The sequence below is a fragment of the Streptomyces sp. NPDC058274 genome, assembly GCF_042881375.1.
Lineage (GTDB): Bacteria > Actinomycetota > Actinomycetes > Streptomycetales > Streptomycetaceae > Streptomyces.
In genome coordinates, this window is the sequence record NZ_JBHVXW010000022.1 from 1 (window position 1) to 17,695 (window position 17,695).

Below are 17,695 nucleotides of genomic sequence, written 5' to 3' on the forward strand. Positions count from 1 at the left end.
AACGCCCGGTTACATTCCGAACCCGGAAGCTAAGCCTCACAGCGCCGATGGTACTGCAGGGGGGACCCTGTGGGAGAGTAGGACGCCGCCGAACTATTATTAGAAGAGCTGGTCCCCGAACTTCGGTTCGGGGACCAGCTCTTTTTTGTTGTGCGTCACTTGCAGTTCACGTTGCGCCAGCACCATCCGAAGCATGGGTACTGCTGCAATGCTCAGGGCCGCGGGTGTCGGAGCCGGTGACGAGGTCGTCGTGCCGGCGTTCGGGAACGTCGAGGTCGCGGAGGCCGTGACGCTGGCCGGCGCGACGCCTGTGTTCGCCGACATAGATCCTGGGACGTACTGCCTCGACGCAAGGGCGGTCGAGGACGCGGTGACCGCGCAGACGGCGGCTGTCGTCGTCGTACACCGCTTCGGGCGGTCGGCCGATGTCGCGCGGCTGCACGAGGTGGGGCAGCGGCACGGGCTGCTGGTGCTGGAACACGGTGAATCCGAGGCGCCGTACACCGAGATCGCGCAGCGCAGGGAGCGGGCCGCGTATCTCGACGGGCGGTTGAGCGGCGTGTGGACGCCCGACGGGGGCGACGGGCACACCTATCAGCAGTACGTGGTGCGGGTGCCCGGAAATGGGCGGCCGGACCGGGATGCCTTCGCGCGGGCCGTACGGGCCAAGGGAGTTGACTGCCGGGTGCCGGTGAAGACGCCGGTGCACCGCATGCCCGGGTTCCGTCGGGACGTATGCCTTCCCGAGACGGAGCGGGCCGCGGACGAGACGCTCGCGCTGCCGGTGGACGCGTCGTTGACGAAGCGTGAGATGCACCGGATCGTCTCCGCGTGCAATGCGCTCGGTGGACTGCTGCAGCCTGCTTTCTGACCCAGCGGGACTGTTGGGAGCACGCTTCTGTTCGGGGTATGATCTATTCCGTTGCCGCGGGGGAGACCTCGAAAAGGCGACAGGCCCCTATAGCTCAGTCGGTAGAGCGTCTCCATGGTAAGGAGAAGGTCAACGGTTCGATTCCGTTTGGGGGCTCCAGCAGAAGAAAAGGCCTCCGCCCTGATGGGCGGGGGCCTTTCTCGTATGGCCAGTTGTTGCTGTCAGTCCTTGCGGAGTCCGGGGACGCGCATCGCGAGGATCGCCATGTCGTCGGACGGGGCGTCGGACGCGAAGCGCTCGACCGCGCGCATGATGCGAGCGGCGACCGCGCCGGCGGTCAGGCCGGTGCAGGTGGTGAGGACGTCCGCGAGGCCGTCGTCGCCGAGCATGCGGGTGCCCTCACGGCGTTCGGTGACGCCGTCCGTGACGCACAGGAGCACATCGCCCGGATCCAGGGTGACCGTCTGCTCGTACAGCTCCAGGTCGTCCATGACGCCCAGCAGCGGCTGGGGTTCGGCGGCCGGCTCGACCGTGCCGTCCTGGCGCAGGCGCAGCGGGAGCGGGTGGCCGGCGCAGACCACCTTGAGGACCGCGCTGCCGTCCTCCTGGGGCCACAACTCGCCGTACAGGAGCGTCAGGAAGCGGCTGCGGGCGCCCTCGTCGAGGATCGCGGAGTTCAGGCGCTCCAGGACGGCGGGACCGCCGAAGCCCTCGCGGGCGAGGAGACGAAGGGCGTGGCGGGCGAGGCCCGTGACCGCGGCCGCCTCCGGGCCCGTACCGCAGACGTCGCCGATGGCGAAGCCGTAGGCGCCGTCTCGGATGGGGAAGAGGTCGTAGAAGTCGCCGCCGACCTCGTTGCCCTCGCCGGCCGCGCGGTAGATGACCTCGACCTCGACGCCCTCGATGTGCGGGAGCTCCGGGGGCAGCAGGCTGCGCTGGAGGGACTGGCTGATGGCCATGCGTTCCGAGTACAGGCGGGAGTTGTCCAGGGCGAGGGCGGCTCGGCGGCTCAAGTCCTCGGCCAGTTCCAGGATTTCCTGGCGGAAGTGTTCGTCCGACGGCTTGCCGAGCGTGAGCATGCCGATGACGCGGTTGCGGGCGACCAGGGGGAGGACGACCGTCTCGCCGCCGACTGCCGCTGCCGTGGCGAGCGTGGTGCCGATGCCGGAGCTCACCGTGGTGTGCTCGCCCAGGCCGAGGCTGCGCATGGAGGTGCGGAGGGCTGCCTGGTGGGCCGCTGCCGCGGGAGCCGACCAGACGCGGGCGCCTGGGGTGGGGACCGGGTCCGGCGGGGCGATCTTGGAGAGCAGGGCCTTGAGGCCGTCGATGCGTTCCTCGTCCTCGTGCAGGACGTACGAGAGGTAGGGCTCGGAGGCCTGGTCGGCGATCGTGTAGACGGCGCACCAGGTGGCCAGGGTGGGGACCGTCATCTGGGCCATGAGGGCCAGGGTCTGGTCGCGGTCCAGCGTGCCGGCGAGCAGGTCCGAGGCTTCCACCAGGAAGGACAGGGAGCCGCGGCGCAGTCGTTCCAGTTCGCCGAGGCGGGCGGACTCGACGGCCAGGGCGATGCGGTCGGCGGCGAACTGGAGGCGCAGGGCCTCCTCGTTGGAGTATCTGCCGGGGGACTCGGCCGCGACGCCGAGCGAGCCGGTGAGGCGGCCCTCGACCTTCAGCGGGACCGTGACGACCGAGCGCATTCCGGTGCCGCTGAGCAGGGGTACGGCGCCGGGGACGGCCGTGAGGTCGTCGTGGACGGCCGGCATGCGGGCCGATCCGTAGCGGCCGGGGCCCGCTTCGACGGGGACGCGGGCGAAGCGCTGGCGCGCGGAGGGCAGGCCCGTCGAGGCACGGACCTCCAACTCGGTCTCGTCGTCGGTGGCCAGCAGCAGGAAGGCGGAGTCGGCGTCGAGCATGTCGCGGGCGCGCTCGACGGTGCGCTGGAGGAGTCCGTCCAGGTCGTCCGGCGCGGGGGAGCCGATGAAGACCTCGAAGGGGTCGGCACTCTGGCCCTCGGCCATGGAGGTGCCGTCGGAGGAGGCGCCGCGCAACGGGGTCTGCAGGACGGCGCGTTCGTGGTTGTGGACCAGGAGGCAGACCGTCGAGGGTTCGCCGCCCGTGTCGCGTACGCGGAGGTGGGAGGCGTAGACGGGAATGACGCGGCCGACGGCGTCGCGGATCCCGTAACTGCCCTCCCAGCGCGAGAGTTGGAGGGCCTCGACGATGCCGGTGCCGGTGCCCGGGGTGTGCGGCCAGGCCGCCAGGTCGGTGAGGGGCTTGCCGAGGACTTGCTCGGCGGAGTATCCGAAGAGTTCCTCGGCGTCCTCGTTCCAGGACGTGAGGGCGCCGGTGCGGTCGATCTGGGCGACCGCGACGCGTACCCGGCCGTCGGCGAGGGGGAGGAGTTCGGCGGGGAGGGCGGGGCCGGCGCTGCGGGTGCCGACCTGGCGCTCGGGGAGTTCGAGCTGGAACCAGACCTGCTTGTGGGTGGGCGTGTACTCGACGCCCCAGCGGTCGGCGAGGGCCGCGCAGAGCTGGAGGCCGCGGCCGCCCTCGCGGTCGAGACTGCCCGTGTTGGAGGACGAGCCCTGGAGTGGAACCTCACGTTCTGGGTAGCGGTCCGCCACCTCGATACGTACGCCGTCGTCGCTGCGCAGACACAGGACATCGGCGGACGTACCCGCGTGCACCACTGCGTTCGTGACCAGCTCGCTGGTGAGGACCACGGCGTCGTCGACGATGTCGGCGAAGCCCCAGCCCTGGAGGGTGTCACGGACGAAGGAGCGGGCGGTCGCGACCGATCGCCCCAAGGGCTCGAAACTGGCGGCCGCGCGCGCGGTGATCACAGCACTCCTTGTCCGGTTGTCGGCGTGCGAGGGTCCGTGGCCCCGCTCCTGCCGGGGCAGGGGCTGGTTCCCCGTCGGCCGGGGATCCTGGGGCTGTCCCCCAGGATGCAGTCCGGTGGTCATGGTGCGGCGCCCCTCCGATGCCTGCCCGCTCGTGCTCGTGCCACCGCCCAGGCCGGACGGCACCGGCATGGCTGGACAGCCGCATGCAAGGTTACTTACCTTCGCCGTCCATACGGATGCCGGTCACCAGTGTTTCCGTCCGGAGGGTGTGCGGACGATGTGCGAAGCTGCCGAACTGTTATGGCCTGGTTCGGACAGGGTGAAACACTGGGCAGGCTCCATGAGAGGGTCCGGCAGGTCGGGTGCCTTCTCAGTATGCCGAGCAGCGGGACCCCGAAGAACACGCAGAACACGCAGAACACCAAGAACCTGGTACGCCGAGCGTAGGTACCTGAGCACGCAGAGCAGTAATGGTCGACCCCTGCGGGAGGGACACAGTGGAGTCTGGCGCAGCGACGCGGGGCACGAAAACGCGCGCGAAGGGCGGACAATCCCTGAGTAACGAGCGCAAACCGCGCAACGGGACCACCGCGGTGGACACCGCTGCCCTGAACCGGCTGCTGGCGGCTCTGGTGTCGATGCGGGACGGCAACTTCCGCAAGCGGCTGACAGTCTCCGGCGACGGTGTGATGTCGGAGATCGCGGCGGTCTTCAACGAGGTCGCCGACCGGAATCTGCAGCTGACGGGCGAGCTCTCGCGGGTCCGGCGCATGGTCGGACGTGAGGGAAAGCTCACGGAGCGGCTGGAGACGGGGGCCTGTGAGGGCTCCTGGGCGGCCGCGATCGACGCGTCCAACGCGCTGGTCGACGATCTCGTACGGCCGGTCTCCGAGGTCGGCCGGGTGCTGTCCGCGGTCGCGGAGGGCGATCTGTCGCCCCGGATGGAGCTGCGGGCGCAGGCGGCGGACGGGAACGGGCATCCGCTGCGCGGCGAGTTCCTCAAGGTCGGGCGCACGGTCAACAACCTGGTCGATCAGCTGTCCACGTTCACCGACGAGGTCACGCGTGTGGCCAGCGAGGTGGGCACCGAGGGCAAGCTGGGTGGCCAGGCGCGGGTGCGTGGCATGTCCGGTTCGTGGAAGGACCTCACGGATTCGGTCAACACCATGGCGTACCGGCTGACGGCTCAGGTGCGTGACATCGCTCTCGTGACGACGGCGGTCGCCAAGGGTGACTTGTCCCGGAAGGTCACCGTTCACGTGGCCGGCGAGATGCTGGAGCTCAAGAACACCGTCAACACGATGGTGGATCAGCTGTCCTCCTTCTCCTCCGAGGTGACGCGAGTCGCCCGCGAGGTGGGCACGGAGGGTGAGCTCGGCGGCCAGGCGCAGGTGCCGGGTGTGGCGGGAGTGTGGAAGGACCTCACCGATTCGGTGAATCTTATGGCCGGCAATCTGACGGCCCAGGTGCGCGGGATCGCGCAGGTGACGACGGCGGTCGCCAGCGGTGACCTGTCGCAGAAGGTGACCGTGTCGGCGCGCGGTGAGGTCGCCCAGCTCGCCGAGACGATCAACCAGATGACCGAGACGCTGCGGACGTTCGCAGACGAGGTCACCCGCGTGGCGAACGAGGTCGGTGGCGAGGGGCGGCTCGGCGGCCAGGCGAACGTGCCGGGTGCGGCGGGTACGTGGAAGGACCTGACGGACTCCGTCAACACCGTCTTCCGGAACCTCACGACCCAGGTGCGCGACATCGCCGCCGTCACGACGGCCGTGGCCAACGGTGATCTCTCGCAGAAGGTCAGCGTCGAGGTCGCCGGCGAGATGCTGGAGCTGAAGAACACCGTCAACACGATGGTCGACCAGCTGTCGTCGTTCGGTGTCGAGGTCACGCGCGTGGCGCGCGAGGTCGGTGTGGAGGGTGAACTGGGCGGCCAGGCGCAGGTCCCGGGAGTGGCCGGTACCTGGAAGGACCTCACCGACTCCGTCAACACGGCGTTCCAGAACCTGACGGGTCAGGTGCGCAACATCGCGCAGGTGACGACGGCGGTCGCCAACGGTGACCTCTCGCAGAAGGTCACGGTGGACGTCTCCGGCGAGATGCTCCAGCTGAAGAACACCGTGAACACGATGGTGGACCAGCTGTCGTCGTTCGCCGACCAGGTGACGCGGATGGCGCGTGACGTGGGTACGGAGGGCCGCCTCGGCGGTCAGGCCCGCGTGGACGGCGTATCCGGTACGTGGAAGGAACTCACCGACTCCGTCAACTTCATGGCGGGGAACCTGACCTCACAGGTACGGCAGATCGCGCAGGTCACGACCGCCGTGGCCCGGGGTGATCTCTCCCAGAAGATCGACGTGGACGCGCGCGGCGAGATCCTGGAGCTGAAGAACACCATCAACACGATGGTCGACCAGCTCTCGGCCTTCGCGGACCAGGTGACGCGGGTGGCCCGTGAGGTGGGTACGGAGGGCCGTCTCGGCGGTCAGGCGCAGGTGCCCGGTGTGGCCGGCGTGTGGCGCGACCTGACGGACTCCGTGAACGGCATGGCCGGCAACCTCACCGCCCAGGTGCGCAACATCGCGCAGGTGGCGACGGCGGTGGCCCGGGGTGACCTGTCGCAGAAGATCGACGTGGACGCGCGCGGCGAGATCCTGGAGCTGAAGAACACCCTCAACACGATGGTGGACCAGCTCTCGAACTTCGCCGAGCAGGTCACGCGCGTGGCCCGTGAGGTGGGTACCGAGGGGATCCTGGGCGGGCAGGCGGAGGTGCAGGGCGTCTCGGGCACCTGGAAGGACCTCACGCAGTCCGTGAACTTCATGGCCAACAACCTGACCATCCAGGTGCGCAACATCGCCGAGGTGACGACGGCGGTCGCCAAGGGCGATCTGTCGAAGAAGATCACGGTCGACGCCAAGGGCGAGATCCTCGAACTCGTCACCACGGTCAACACGATGGTCGACCAGCTGTCGTCGTTCGCCGAGCAGGTGACCCGCGTGGCCCGTGAGGTGGGCACCGAGGGCATCCTCGGCGGCCAGGCGCACGTACAGGGCGTCACGGGCATCTGGAAGGACCTCAGCGACAACGTCAACCTGATGGCCAAGAACCTGACCATGCAGGTGCGGAACATCTCCCAGGTCGCGGCGGCGGTCGCCAACGGCGACCTGACGCGGACGGTGACGATCGAGGCGCGGGGCGAGGTCGCCCAGCTCGCCGACACCTTCAACACCATGGTGAAGACGCTGAGTTCGTTCGCCGAGCAGGTCACGAAGGTGGCCCGCGAGGTGGGTACGGACGGGATCCTCGGCGGTCAGGCGCACGTCCCGGGAGTCGCCGGTACGTGGAAGGACCTCACCGAGTCCGTGAACGGGATGGCGTCCAACCTGACCGGTCAGGTGCGCAACATCGCGATGGTCACCACGGCCATCGCCAAGGGTGACCTGACCAAGAAGATCGACATCGACGCGCGCGGCGAGATCCTCGAGCTCAAGACCACCATCAACACGATGGTCGACCAGCTCTCGTCCTTCGCCGAGGAGGTCACCCGGGTCGCCCGGGAGGTGGGCACCGACGGCCAGTTGGGCGGCCAGGCGCGGGTGCGGGACGTCGACGGCACCTGGCGCGACCTCACCGAATCGGTGAACGAGATGGCCGGAAACCTGACGCGGCAGGTGCGCGCCATCGCGCGCGTGGCCACCGCGGTGACCCGTGGCGACCTCAACCTGAAGATCGACGTGGACGCCTCCGGGGAGATCCAGGAGCTTCAGGACTACATCAACAAGATGATCGCCAACCTGCGCGACACCACCGTGGCCAACCGGGAGCAGGACTGGCTCAAGGGCAACCTCGCCCGCATCTCCGCCCTGATGCAGGGCCGCCGTGACCTCGACGACGTGGCCTCGCTGATCATGAGCGAGCTGACGCCGGTCGTCTCGGCGCAGCACGGCGCGTTCTTCCTCTCCATGCCGCTGGTCGACGGCAAGGACGCGAGCGTCGACGACCCGGAGGCGTACGAGCTGCGCATGCTCGGCTCGTACGGCTACTCGATGGGCTCCATGCCGACCTCGTTCCGGCCCGGTGAGGCGCTGATCGGGACGGCGGCCCAGGAGAAGCGCACGATCCTGGTGGAGAACGCGCCGAGCGGCTACCTGAAGATCTCCTCCGGGCTCGGTGAGGCGCCGCCGGCACAGGTGATCGTCCTTCCGGTGCTCTTCGAGGGGACCGTGCTCGGGGTGATCGAGCTGGCGTCGTTCACGCCGTTCACGCAGATCCAGAAGGACTTCCTGAACCAGATCGCCGAGATGATCGCGACGAGCGTCAACACCATCTCCGTCAACACCAAGACGGAGGTGCTGCTGAAGCAGTCGCAGGAGCTGACCGAGCAACTCCAGGAGCGGTCGGCCGAGTTGGAGAGCCGTCAGAAGGCACTCCAGGAGTCCAACCTCCAGTTGGAGGAGAAGGCCGAGCAACTCGCCCAGCAGAACCGCGACATCGAGGTCAAGAACACCGAGATCGAGGAGGCGCGGCAGGTCCTGGAGGAGCGCGCCGAGCAGCTCGCGGTCTCCATGCGCTACAAGAGCGAGTTCCTGGCGAACATGTCGCACGAGCTGCGCACACCGCTCAACTCCCTGCTGATCCTGGCCAAGTTGCTCGCCGACAACGCGGACTCCAACCTCACTCCGAAGCAGGTCGAGTTCGCCGAGACGATCCACGGCGCGGGCTCCGACCTGCTCCAGCTGATCAACGACATTCTCGATCTGTCGAAGGTCGAGGCGGGCAAGATGGACGTGTCGCCGACCCGCATCGCGCTGGTGCAACTCGTCGACTACGTAGAGGCGACGTTCCGCCCGCTGACCGCGGAGAAGGGCCTCGACTTCTCCGTACGGGTCTCGCCGGAACTGCCCGCCACGCTGCACACCGACGAGCAGCGCCTGTTGCAGGTGCTGCGCAACCTGCTCTCCAACGCGGTGAAGTTCACCGACTCCGGAGCCGTCGAGCTGGTCATCCGGCCCGCCGGAGCGGACGTGCCGGTGGCGATCAGGGAGCAGCTCCTGGAAGCGGGCTCGCTGCGGGACGCGGGCGCGGATCTGATCGCGTTCTCCGTGACCGACACCGGCATCGGGATCGCGGCCAGCAAGATGCGGGTCATCTTCGAGGCGTTCAAGCAGGCGGACGGCACCACGAGCCGGAAGTACGGCGGCACGGGACTGGGGCTGTCCATCTCGCGGGAGATCGCGCGGCTGCTCGGCGGTGAGATCCACGCGCAGAGCGAACCGGGACGCGGTTCGACGTTCACGCTGTATTTGCCGCTGCACCCGAGCGAACTGCCGCCGCAGGGTTACGGGCAGCTGGCGCCGGCGCTGGAGGCCGGCGAGCTGCTGGCCTCCGAGGCGGAGCTGGCCGGGACGGGCGTCGAGACGCCGGCCGAGGTGAGGTCGTACCAGGACGCCCAGAACGGGCCCGCCGCGCTCTTCAGGAGGCGCCGCAAGGCGCTGCCCGCTCCGGAGCAGCGCAACGGGGCGGCGGGGCAGCAGGGCGCCTCGCAGGCTTCGGGGCAGGAGCAGTGGGCGTCCACGGGCCGGCCGGAGCCGTCGCCGCAGCCGCGCAAGGGGATTCACTTCGACAGCGAGAAGGTGCTGATCGTCGACGACGACATCCGCAACGTCTTCGCTCTCACCAGCGTCCTGGAGCAGCACGGCCTGTCCGTGCTGTACGCCGAGAACGGCCGCGAGGGCATCGAAGTCCTGGAGCAGCACGACGATGTGACGGTCGTTCTGATGGACATCATGATGCCGGAGATGGACGGGTACGCGACGACCACGGCGATCCGCCGGATGCCGCAGTTCGCCGGTCTTCCGATCATCGCGCTCACCGCGAAGGCGATGAAGGGTGACCGGGAGAAGGCCATCGAGTCGGGTGCCTCCGACTATGTGACCAAGCCGGTCGATCCCGATCACCTGCTGTCCGTGATGGAGCAGTGGATGCGTGGGCAGTGACCGGCGGGCGGGTCGCTACGCGGTGTCAGCGGCCGTTGCGCCGGGACGGGCCGGCCGGACTTCGCGCCGGGCCGCCCGGGCGGCCGGCGGGAGCGGGCGGGTGGTCGGCCGGGGGCGCCCGACGTGGCATGACTGACGGTGGCCGAAGCCGTGTAGAAACCCGGGATTCGGGGAACCTTCTGGTCTCCCGCTACGTTTCTGCTACGTGCACAGTGACATCGCGGTGACAGGGTGTGGCGACAGGCGGGGTGCGGCTACCATGACCGGCACAAGGACGGGCGGCGCAAGGGAGTCGTCCCCTGGGGCGGCGCCCGGTGCACTGCCGGGGCGAGGAGGGCGGGCCATGGTGCAGAAGGCCAAGATCCTCCTGGTCGATGACCGGCCGGAGAATCTGTTGGCGTTGGAGGCGATCCTCTCCGCGCTCGATCAGACACTGGTGCGGGCATCGTCCGGGGAGGAAGCGCTCAAAGCGCTGCTGACGGACGATTTCGCGGTCATTCTGCTGGATGTCCAGATGCCGGGCATGGACGGTTTCGAGACCGCCGCGCACATCAAGCGGCGGGAGCGGACCCGGGACATCCCGATCATCTTCCTCACCGCCATCAACCACGGCCCGCACCACACATTCCGGGGGTACGCGGCGGGTGCGGTGGACTACATCTCCAAGCCGTTCGACCCATGGGTGCTCCGCGCGAAGGTCTCGGTCTTCGTCGAGCTCTACATGAAGAACTGCCAACTCCGGGAGCAGGCGGCCCTGCTGCGGCTCCAGCTGGAGGGTGGGGGCGGCAAGGCGGCGGTCGGCGAGACCAAGGAACCGGCCGGACTCCTGGCCGAGCTCTCGGCGCGGCTCGCGGCCGTCGAGGAGCAGGCCGAAGCGCTGTCCAAACAGCTCGACGACGACTCCGCGGACGCGGCGGCCGTGGCGACCGCGGCCCATCTCGAACGCAAACTCACGGGCTTGCGCCGGGCGCTGGACGCGCTGGAACCGGGCACCGGCACCGGGGCGGCTTCACTGCCGTCGCAGAACTGACCGGCCCCCGCGGGGGACAAGGCGGTTTCCCTTCACGATGCCGGTGCGGGGCGTGGGGACGTGGTCTGCCGAAGGCCCGTCCCGGCGCCTGCGCGGTCCGCAGCGGCCGCTGCGGACCCGTGAGCCGGCGTCAGTTCCCGTCCTCACCAAGGGCGACACGAACGGGTGAAGCAGTGGGCACACGTGTCCGCTGTCGTCTCCACCGGTAACCTCACACACATGGCCTCACGTCAGTCCGCAGCCAAGAAGCCGCCCGCGAAGAAGGCGGCTGCTCCGACGAAGGCTGCGGCGAAGAGGGCCCCCGCGAAAAAGGCCGCCGCCAAGAGGGCGCCCGCCAAGAAGGCCGCTCCCAAGCCCGCGCCCAATCCGACCGGGGGCGTGTACAGACTCGTACGCGCTCTCTGGCTCGGTGTCGCGCACGGCGTCGGAGCGATGTGCCGCGGCATAGGGCGGGGCGCGAAGGGCCTGGACCCGGCGCACCGCAAGGACGGTCTCGCGCTGCTGCTGCTCGGCATCATGCTGATCGTCGCGGCCGGTACCTGGTCGAACCTGCGCGGTCCGGTCGGCGACCTCGTCGAGATGCTGGTGACCGGTGCCTTCGGGCGCCTCGACCTGCTCGTCCCGATACTGATCGGCATCGTCGCGGCGCGCCTGATCCGGCACCCCGAGAAGCCCGAGGCCAACGGCCGCATCGTGATCGGTCTGTCCGCGCTCGTCATCGGCGTGCTCGGCCAGGTCCACATCGCGTGCGGGGCGCCCGCGCGCAGCGCCGGCATGCAGGCGATAAGGGATGCCGGCGGTCTCATCGGCTGGGGCGCGGCCACCCCGCTGACGTACACCATGGGTGACGTCCTCGCCGTACCGCTGCTCGTGCTGCTCACCGTCTTCGGGCTGCTGGTCGTCACGGCGACCCCGGTGAACGCGATTCCCCAGCGGCTGCGGCTGCTCGGCCAGCATCTGGGCATCCTGCAGTCCGAAGAGGATCTGGCGGACCTGGAGGCCGACGAGGAGCGGTACGACGAGCAGTGGCGCGAGGGGCTGCCTGCGCGCTCCCGCAGGCGCTCGCGCGCCCCGGAGGCGTACGACCCCGAGAACGCGGAGCAGGAGGCGCTCAGCAAGCGTCGTGGGCGTCCCAGGCGCTCGGCCGTGCAGCAGCCCGACATGCACCGCCCGATGGACGCCGTCGACGTCGCCGCGGCCGCCGCGGCCGCGCTGGACGGTGCCGTGCTGCACGGGATGCCGCCCTCGCCGCTGGTGGCCGACCTCACGCAGGGCGTCAGCGCGGAGCGGGACGGGTACGAGGAGACGACCCCGGTCCCGGCCGCCCGCGCGAAGGCCGTTCCGGGGGTCAAGGCGAGCCCGGCCGCCAGGCCCCCCAGGCAGGAGACGTTCAAGTCCGACGCGGTGCCCGACCTCACCAAGGCCGCGCCCGCCGCGCCCCGCGACCTGCCCCCGCGCGCCGAGCAGCTCCAGCTCTCCGGCGACATCACGTACTCGCTGCCCTCGCTGGACCTGCTGGAGCGCGGCGGTCCCGGCAAGACGCGCAGCGCCGCGAACGACGCGGTGGTCGCCTCCCTGTCGAACGTCTTCATGGAGTTCAAGGTCGACGCGGCCGTCACGGGCTTCACGCGCGGTCCGACGGTCACGCGGTACGAGGTCGAGCTCGGCCCCGCCGTGAAGGTCGAGCGGATCACCGCACTCACCAAGAACATCGCGTACGCCGTCGCCAGCCCCGATGTGCGGATCATCAGCCCGATCCCCGGCAAGTCGGCGGTCGGCATCGAGATCCCGAACACGGACCGCGAGATGGTCAACCTCGGTGACGTGCTGCGCCTCGCGGACGCGGCCGAGGACGACCACCCGATGCTGGTGGCGCTCGGCAAGGACGTCGAGGGCGGCTACGTGATGGCCAACCTCGCGAAGATGCCTCACGTACTCGTCGCCGGAGCCACTGGTTCCGGCAAGTCCTCGTGCATCAACTGCCTGATCACGTCCGTCATGGTCCGGGCGACCCCCGAGGACGTCCGGATGGTCCTCGTCGACCCCAAGCGCGTCGAGCTGACCGCGTACGAGGGCATCCCGCACCTGATCACGCCGATCATCACCAACCCGAAGCGGGCCGCCGAGGCGCTGCAGTGGGTCGTACGGGAGATGGATCTGCGCTACGACGACCTCGCGGCGTTCGGCTACCGGCACATCGACGACTTCAACCAGGCCATCCGCGACGGCAAGCTGAAGACGCCCGAGGGCAGCGAGCGGGAGCTGAAGACCTATCCGTACCTGCTGGTGATCGTCGACGAGCTGGCCGACCTGATGATGGTCGCGCCACGGGACGTCGAGGACTCGATCGTGCGCATCACGCAGCTCGCGCGTGCGGCCGGCATCCACCTGGTGCTCGCCACCCAGCGGCCGTCCGTGGACGTCGTCACCGGTCTGATCAAGGCGAACGTGCCCTCCCGGCTCGCGTTCGCCACCTCCTCGCTCGCCGACTCCCGGGTCATCCTCGACCAGCCGGGCGCCGAGAAGCTGATCGGCAAGGGCGACGGGCTCTTCCTGCCGATGGGCGCGAACAAGCCGACCCGTATGCAGGGCGCCTTCGTCACGGAGGACGAGGTCGCGCTGGTCGTGCAGCACTGCAAGGACCAGATGGCGCCCGTCTTCCGGGACGACGTCACCGTGGGCACCAAGCAGAAGAAGGAGATCGACGAGGACATCGGCGACGACCTCGACCTGCTGTGCCAGGCGGCCGAGCTGGTCGTCTCCACGCAGTTCGGCTCCACGTCGATGCTCCAGCGCAAGCTGCGGGTCGGTTTCGCCAAGGCGGGGCGCCTGATGGACCTCATGGAGTCGCGCAACATCGTCGGCCCCAGCGAGGGCTCCAAGGCACGTGACGTTCTCGTGAAGGCCGACGAGCTGGACGGAGTGCTGGCCGTGATCCGTGGGGAAACTGAATCGTAGAAACCGGGGACTGACCGATCGCCCCACGGGTGAGTCCGCTGATCGCGGGTATTCGAACGTGACTCACCCGTAAGGGATCTGTGAGCAACCGTTTCCCTTCGGCGTACGTCAAGTTGAGGGAGGGGGCACGCACCTGCCCCGACATCAGGATGACCGGCCATTCTGATGGCGTAGAAAGTCCACCGCCCGGTTGCCCCACCCTTTCGTACCCCCCCTAGACTGAACCCCCAGCACAGGTGGCTACACGCTCGAAAGGCGCCCCCGTGTCCATCGGCAACTCCCCTGACGGCAACTCCCCCGAAGACGAGCGTCCGTTCGAAGACGACCCTGCGGCGGAACGCCTCTCGATCGGTCGCGCCCTGCGACAGGCGCGCATCGAGGCCGGGCTGACCGTCGACGACGTCAGCAACGCCACCCGGGTCCGCATCGCCATCGTGCACGCGATCGAGCAGGACGACTTCACACCCTGTGGCGGCGACGTCTACGCCCGGGGCCACATCCGGACCCTGGCCCGCGCCGTCCACCTCGACCCCGACCCCCTGCTCGCGCAGTACGACGCCGACCACGGCGGGCGCCCCGCGCCGACGCCGGCGGCCCCCCTCTTCGAGGCGGAGCGGATCCGTCCGGAGCGTCGCGGGCCGAACTGGACCGCGGCCATGGTCGCCGCGATCGTCGCGGTGATCGGCTTCGTCGGCTTCACCATGGTCAAGGGCAGCGACAGCGGCGACGGGGCGAAGACCCAGGTTGCCGAGGGGTCCACGCCCACCGCCAGCAAGCCCGTGACCAAGCCGACCCCCACCAAGCCGGCCGACCCGAAGCCCGACCCCTCCGACAGCGCCATCGCGGCCGCCCCCCAGGACAAGGTGACCGTCCAGGTGAGCGCCACCGACGGCCGCAGCTGGATCTCCGCCAAGGACCACAACGGCCGCATGCTCTTCGACGGGCTGCTCAAGCAGGGCCAGTCCAAGACCTTCCAGGACAGTACGAAGATCAACCTCATCCTCGGCGACGCCGGCGCGATCCAGCTCTACGTCAACGGCAAGAAGATCGAGGACGACTTCCAGCCCGGTCAGGTCGAGCGTCTGACGTACACCAAGGGCGACCCCGAGGTCGGATAACCGGCTCAAGAGGCAACGCGCATACGGGGTTGGCCAAGATCGGCCAACCCCGTCGACGTGGGCTGTCAGCGGGACGAAGTAGTCTTGAGTCCATGCCTGAACGCCGTACCGTCGCACTCGTCACTCTTGGCTGCGCCCGTAACGAGGTGGACTCGGAGGAGCTCGCAGGCCGCTTGGAGGCGGACGGCTGGCACCTCGTGCAGGACGCCGAGGAAGCGGACGTCGCCGTCGTCAACACCTGTGGCTTCGTCGAAGCCGCCAAGAAGGACTCCGTGGATGCCCTCCTGGAGGCCAACGATCTCAAGGGGCACGGCAGAACCCAGGCCGTAGTGGCCGTGGGCTGCATGGCCGAGCGATACGGCAAGGAGCTCGCCGAGGCGCTGCCCGAGGCCGACGGAGTGCTCGGCTTCGACGACTACGCCGACATCTCCGACCGCCTCCAGACCATCCTGAACGGCGGCATCCACGCCTCGCACACCCCGCGCGACCGCCGCAAGCTGCTGCCGATCAGTCCCGCGGAGCGGCAGTCCGCCTCCGACGTGGCCCTGCCCGGTCACGGCGCCCCGTCAGATCTGCCGGAGGGCGTGGCCCCGGTGTCCGGCCCCCGCGCGCCCCTGCGCCGGCGCCTCGACGGCTCGCCCGTCGCCTCCGTGAAGCTCGCCTCCGGCTGCGACCGGCGCTGCACCTTCTGCGCCATCCCGTCCTTCCGCGGCTCCTTCATCTCGCGGCGGCCCAGCGACGTCCTCGGTGAGACCCGCTGGCTCGCCGAGCAGGGCGTCAAGGAGGTCATGCTGGTCTCCGAGAACAACACCTCGTACGGCAAGGACCTCGGCGACATCCGCCTTCTGGAGACCCTGCTGCCCGAGCTCGCCGAGATCGAGGGCATCGAGCGGGTGCGCGTCAGCTATCTGCAGCCGGCCGAGATGCGCCCCGGCCTCATCGAGGTGCTCACCTCCACGCCGAACGTCGCGCCCTACTTCGACCTCTCCTTCCAGCACTCCGCTCCGAACGTGCTGCGCTCGATGCGGCGCTTCGGTGACACCGACCGCTTCCTGGAGCTGCTCGACACGATCCGCGGCAAGGCCCCGCAGGCCGGCGTCCGGTCCAACTTCATCGTCGGCTTCCCCGGTGAGACCGAGTCCGACCTGGCGGAGCTGGAGCGCTTCCTCACCGGCGCCCGCCTCGACGCGATCGGCGTCTTCGGCTACTCCGACGAGGACGGCACCGAAGCGGCGACGTACGAGAACAAGCTCGACGAGGACGTCGTCGCCGAGCGCCTCGCGCGCGTGTCCCGGCTGGCCGAGGAGCTGGTCGCGCAGCGCGCGGAGGAGCGTGTCGGCGAGACCGTGCACGTCCTGGTCGAGTCCGTCGACTCCGCCGACGACGAGTGGCCGGCCGCCGGCCGCGCCGAGCACCAGGCGCCCGAGACGGACGGCCAGGTGCTGTTCACGAGCGGCGAAGGTCTGACCGTCGGTCGTATGGTCGAGGCGAAGGTGGTCGGTACGGAGGGTGTCGACCTGGTGGCCGAGCCGCTCCTGGGCTCACTCGGGTGTACTGAGGAGGCGGGCAGATGACCGGAGTCCCGGCATCCGCGGCGAGTAGCTCCCCCAGCGCGAAAGGTGCCGCCGGCGCCTCCGGCGCTCCGGAGGGCGCGAAGCCGACGGCCCGGGGCGGGAAGCTGGGCGCTGTGGCCGTGGATCAGGCCAGCCTGTGGAACGTCGCGAACCTCCTCACCATGCTCCGGCTCGTGCTCGTGCCCGGCTTCGTGGCACTGATGCTGGCCGACGGCGGTTATGACCCCGTCTGGCGCGCGTGGGCCTGGGCGGCCTTCGCGGTCGCCATGATCACCGACATCTTCGACGGCCATCTGGCCCGGACGTACAACCTCGTCACCGACTTCGGGAAGATCGCCGACCCCATCGCCGACAAGGCGATCATGGGCGCTGCGCTGATCTGCCTCTCCTCGCTCGGCGATCTGCCGTGGTGGGTCACATGCGTGATCCTCGGACGTGAGCTCGGGATCACTCTGCTGCGCTTCCTGGTGATCCATTACGGGGTCATCCCGGCGAGCCGCGGCGGCAAGCTGAAGACCCTGGCGCAGGGCACGGCGGTCGGGATGTACGTCCTGGCGCTGACGGGACCCCTGGCGACGCTGAGGTTCTGGATGATGGCCGTGGCGGTCGCGCTGACCGTGGTGACCGGCCTCGACTATGTAAGACAGGCCATTGTGCTGCGGGGGCAGGGAATCGCCGCACGCCGAGCGGCTGCCGAGGAGGCGGAATCGTGAATTCCCTGGCCACTGAAGTGCTGCGACTACTCACGGTGAGGGGCGAGACGCTCGCTGTCGCCGAGTCGCTGACCGGTGGTCTGGTGGCGGCGGAGATCACCGCGGCACCCGGTGCCTCGAAGGGCTTCCGGGGTTCGGTGACCGTGTACGCCACCGAACTCAAGCATGAACTGCTCGGCGTCGACGCCACTCTGCTGGCCGAGCGCGGGGCGGTGGATCCGCAGGTCGCGGCACAGATGGCGGCCGGAGTGCGCAAGGCGCTCGGCGCGGACTGGGGGATCGCGACCACGGGCGTCGCCGGCCCCGAGCCCCAGGACGGGCAGCCCGTCGGCACGGTGTATGTGGCCGTCGACGGTCCCGCGACGAAGAATTCCGATGCCGTCGATGGCCGGAAAGTGGCCTCGCTGCGGTTGAACGGCGGCCGGGCGGAAATCCGTATGGAGAGTGTACGGAGCGTACTCGCGCTGCTCCTGAAGGAGCTCGCGGGCGAACAGACCGGGAATGAGCGGGCACAGGATACGGAACAGAACGGGGGGACTTGATGTTTGCAGCCCTGAGTGAACACGACATCGCTCCCCGCACGGCC

General features: G+C 69.3%; 9 protein-coding genes, 1 tRNA gene and 1 rRNA gene. 10 read left to right on the forward strand and 1 reads right to left on the reverse strand.

From position 1 onward, the window contains the following. The 3 genes from rrf to ACFVYF_RS31840 form a co-directional block, all read left to right on the forward strand. Positions 1-94 (forward strand): 5S ribosomal RNA (rrf, locus tag ACFVYF_RS31830); the annotation flags it as partial. Positions 95-208: 114 nt separating this feature from the next. Further along, a complete protein-coding gene (locus ACFVYF_RS31835) occupies positions 209-871 on the forward strand; it encodes a DegT/DnrJ/EryC1/StrS family aminotransferase (protein WP_389461167.1) in 663 nt (220 codons plus the stop codon). An 83-nt stretch (positions 872-954) separates the two neighbouring features. Then, a tRNA-Thr gene (locus ACFVYF_RS31840) sits at positions 955-1,030 on the forward strand. 62 nt (positions 1,031-1,092) lie between these two features. Here the strand turns inward: ACFVYF_RS31840 and ACFVYF_RS31845 are convergent. Then, complete coding sequence (locus tag ACFVYF_RS31845) at positions 1,093-3,837, reverse strand: SpoIIE family protein phosphatase (RefSeq protein ID WP_389460970.1); 2,745 nt, start codon at positions 3,835-3,837, stop codon at positions 1,093-1,095. 377 nt (positions 3,838-4,214) lie between these two features. Here ACFVYF_RS31845 and ACFVYF_RS31850 point away from each other — a divergent pair, with 377 nt between their 5' ends. The 7 genes from ACFVYF_RS31850 (at position 4,215) to ACFVYF_RS31880 (ending at position 17,651) form a co-directional block, all read left to right on the forward strand. Then, entirely contained in the window at positions 4,215-9,716 is a 5,502-nt protein-coding gene (locus tag ACFVYF_RS31850) for a HAMP domain-containing protein (RefSeq protein ID WP_389460972.1), read from the forward strand. A 343-nt stretch (positions 9,717-10,059) separates the two neighbouring features. Continuing rightward, positions 10,060-10,746: a two-component system response regulator gene (locus ACFVYF_RS31855; RefSeq protein WP_383289074.1), complete on the forward strand. Its 687-nt coding sequence runs from the start codon at positions 10,060-10,062 to the stop codon at positions 10,744-10,746. 219 nt (positions 10,747-10,965) lie between these two features. Continuing rightward, complete coding sequence (locus ACFVYF_RS31860) at positions 10,966-13,704, forward strand: DNA translocase FtsK (protein ID WP_389460974.1); 2,739 nt, start codon at positions 10,966-10,968, stop codon at positions 13,702-13,704. A 263-nt stretch (positions 13,705-13,967) separates the two neighbouring features. Then, positions 13,968-14,822: a helix-turn-helix domain-containing protein gene (locus ACFVYF_RS31865; protein WP_389460976.1), complete on the forward strand. Its 855-nt coding sequence runs from the start codon at positions 13,968-13,970 to the stop codon at positions 14,820-14,822. A gap of 92 nt (positions 14,823-14,914) precedes the next feature. Then, a complete protein-coding gene (gene rimO / locus ACFVYF_RS31870; protein WP_389460978.1) occupies positions 14,915-16,396 on the forward strand; it encodes a 30S ribosomal protein S12 methylthiotransferase RimO in 1,482 nt (493 codons plus the stop codon). Then, complete coding sequence (gene pgsA, locus ACFVYF_RS31875; protein ID WP_389460980.1) at positions 16,393-17,109, forward strand: CDP-diacylglycerol--glycerol-3-phosphate 3-phosphatidyltransferase; 717 nt, start codon at positions 16,393-16,395, stop codon at positions 17,107-17,109. Before rimO ends, pgsA begins: the two co-directional genes overlap by 4 nt. Next, positions 17,106-17,651 (forward strand): CinA family protein, encoded by a 546-nt coding sequence (locus tag ACFVYF_RS31880; protein WP_389460982.1) that lies wholly within the window; start codon positions 17,106-17,108, stop codon positions 17,649-17,651. Before pgsA ends, ACFVYF_RS31880 begins: the two co-directional genes overlap by 4 nt. The last annotated feature ends 44 nt before the right edge of the window (positions 17,652-17,695 follow it).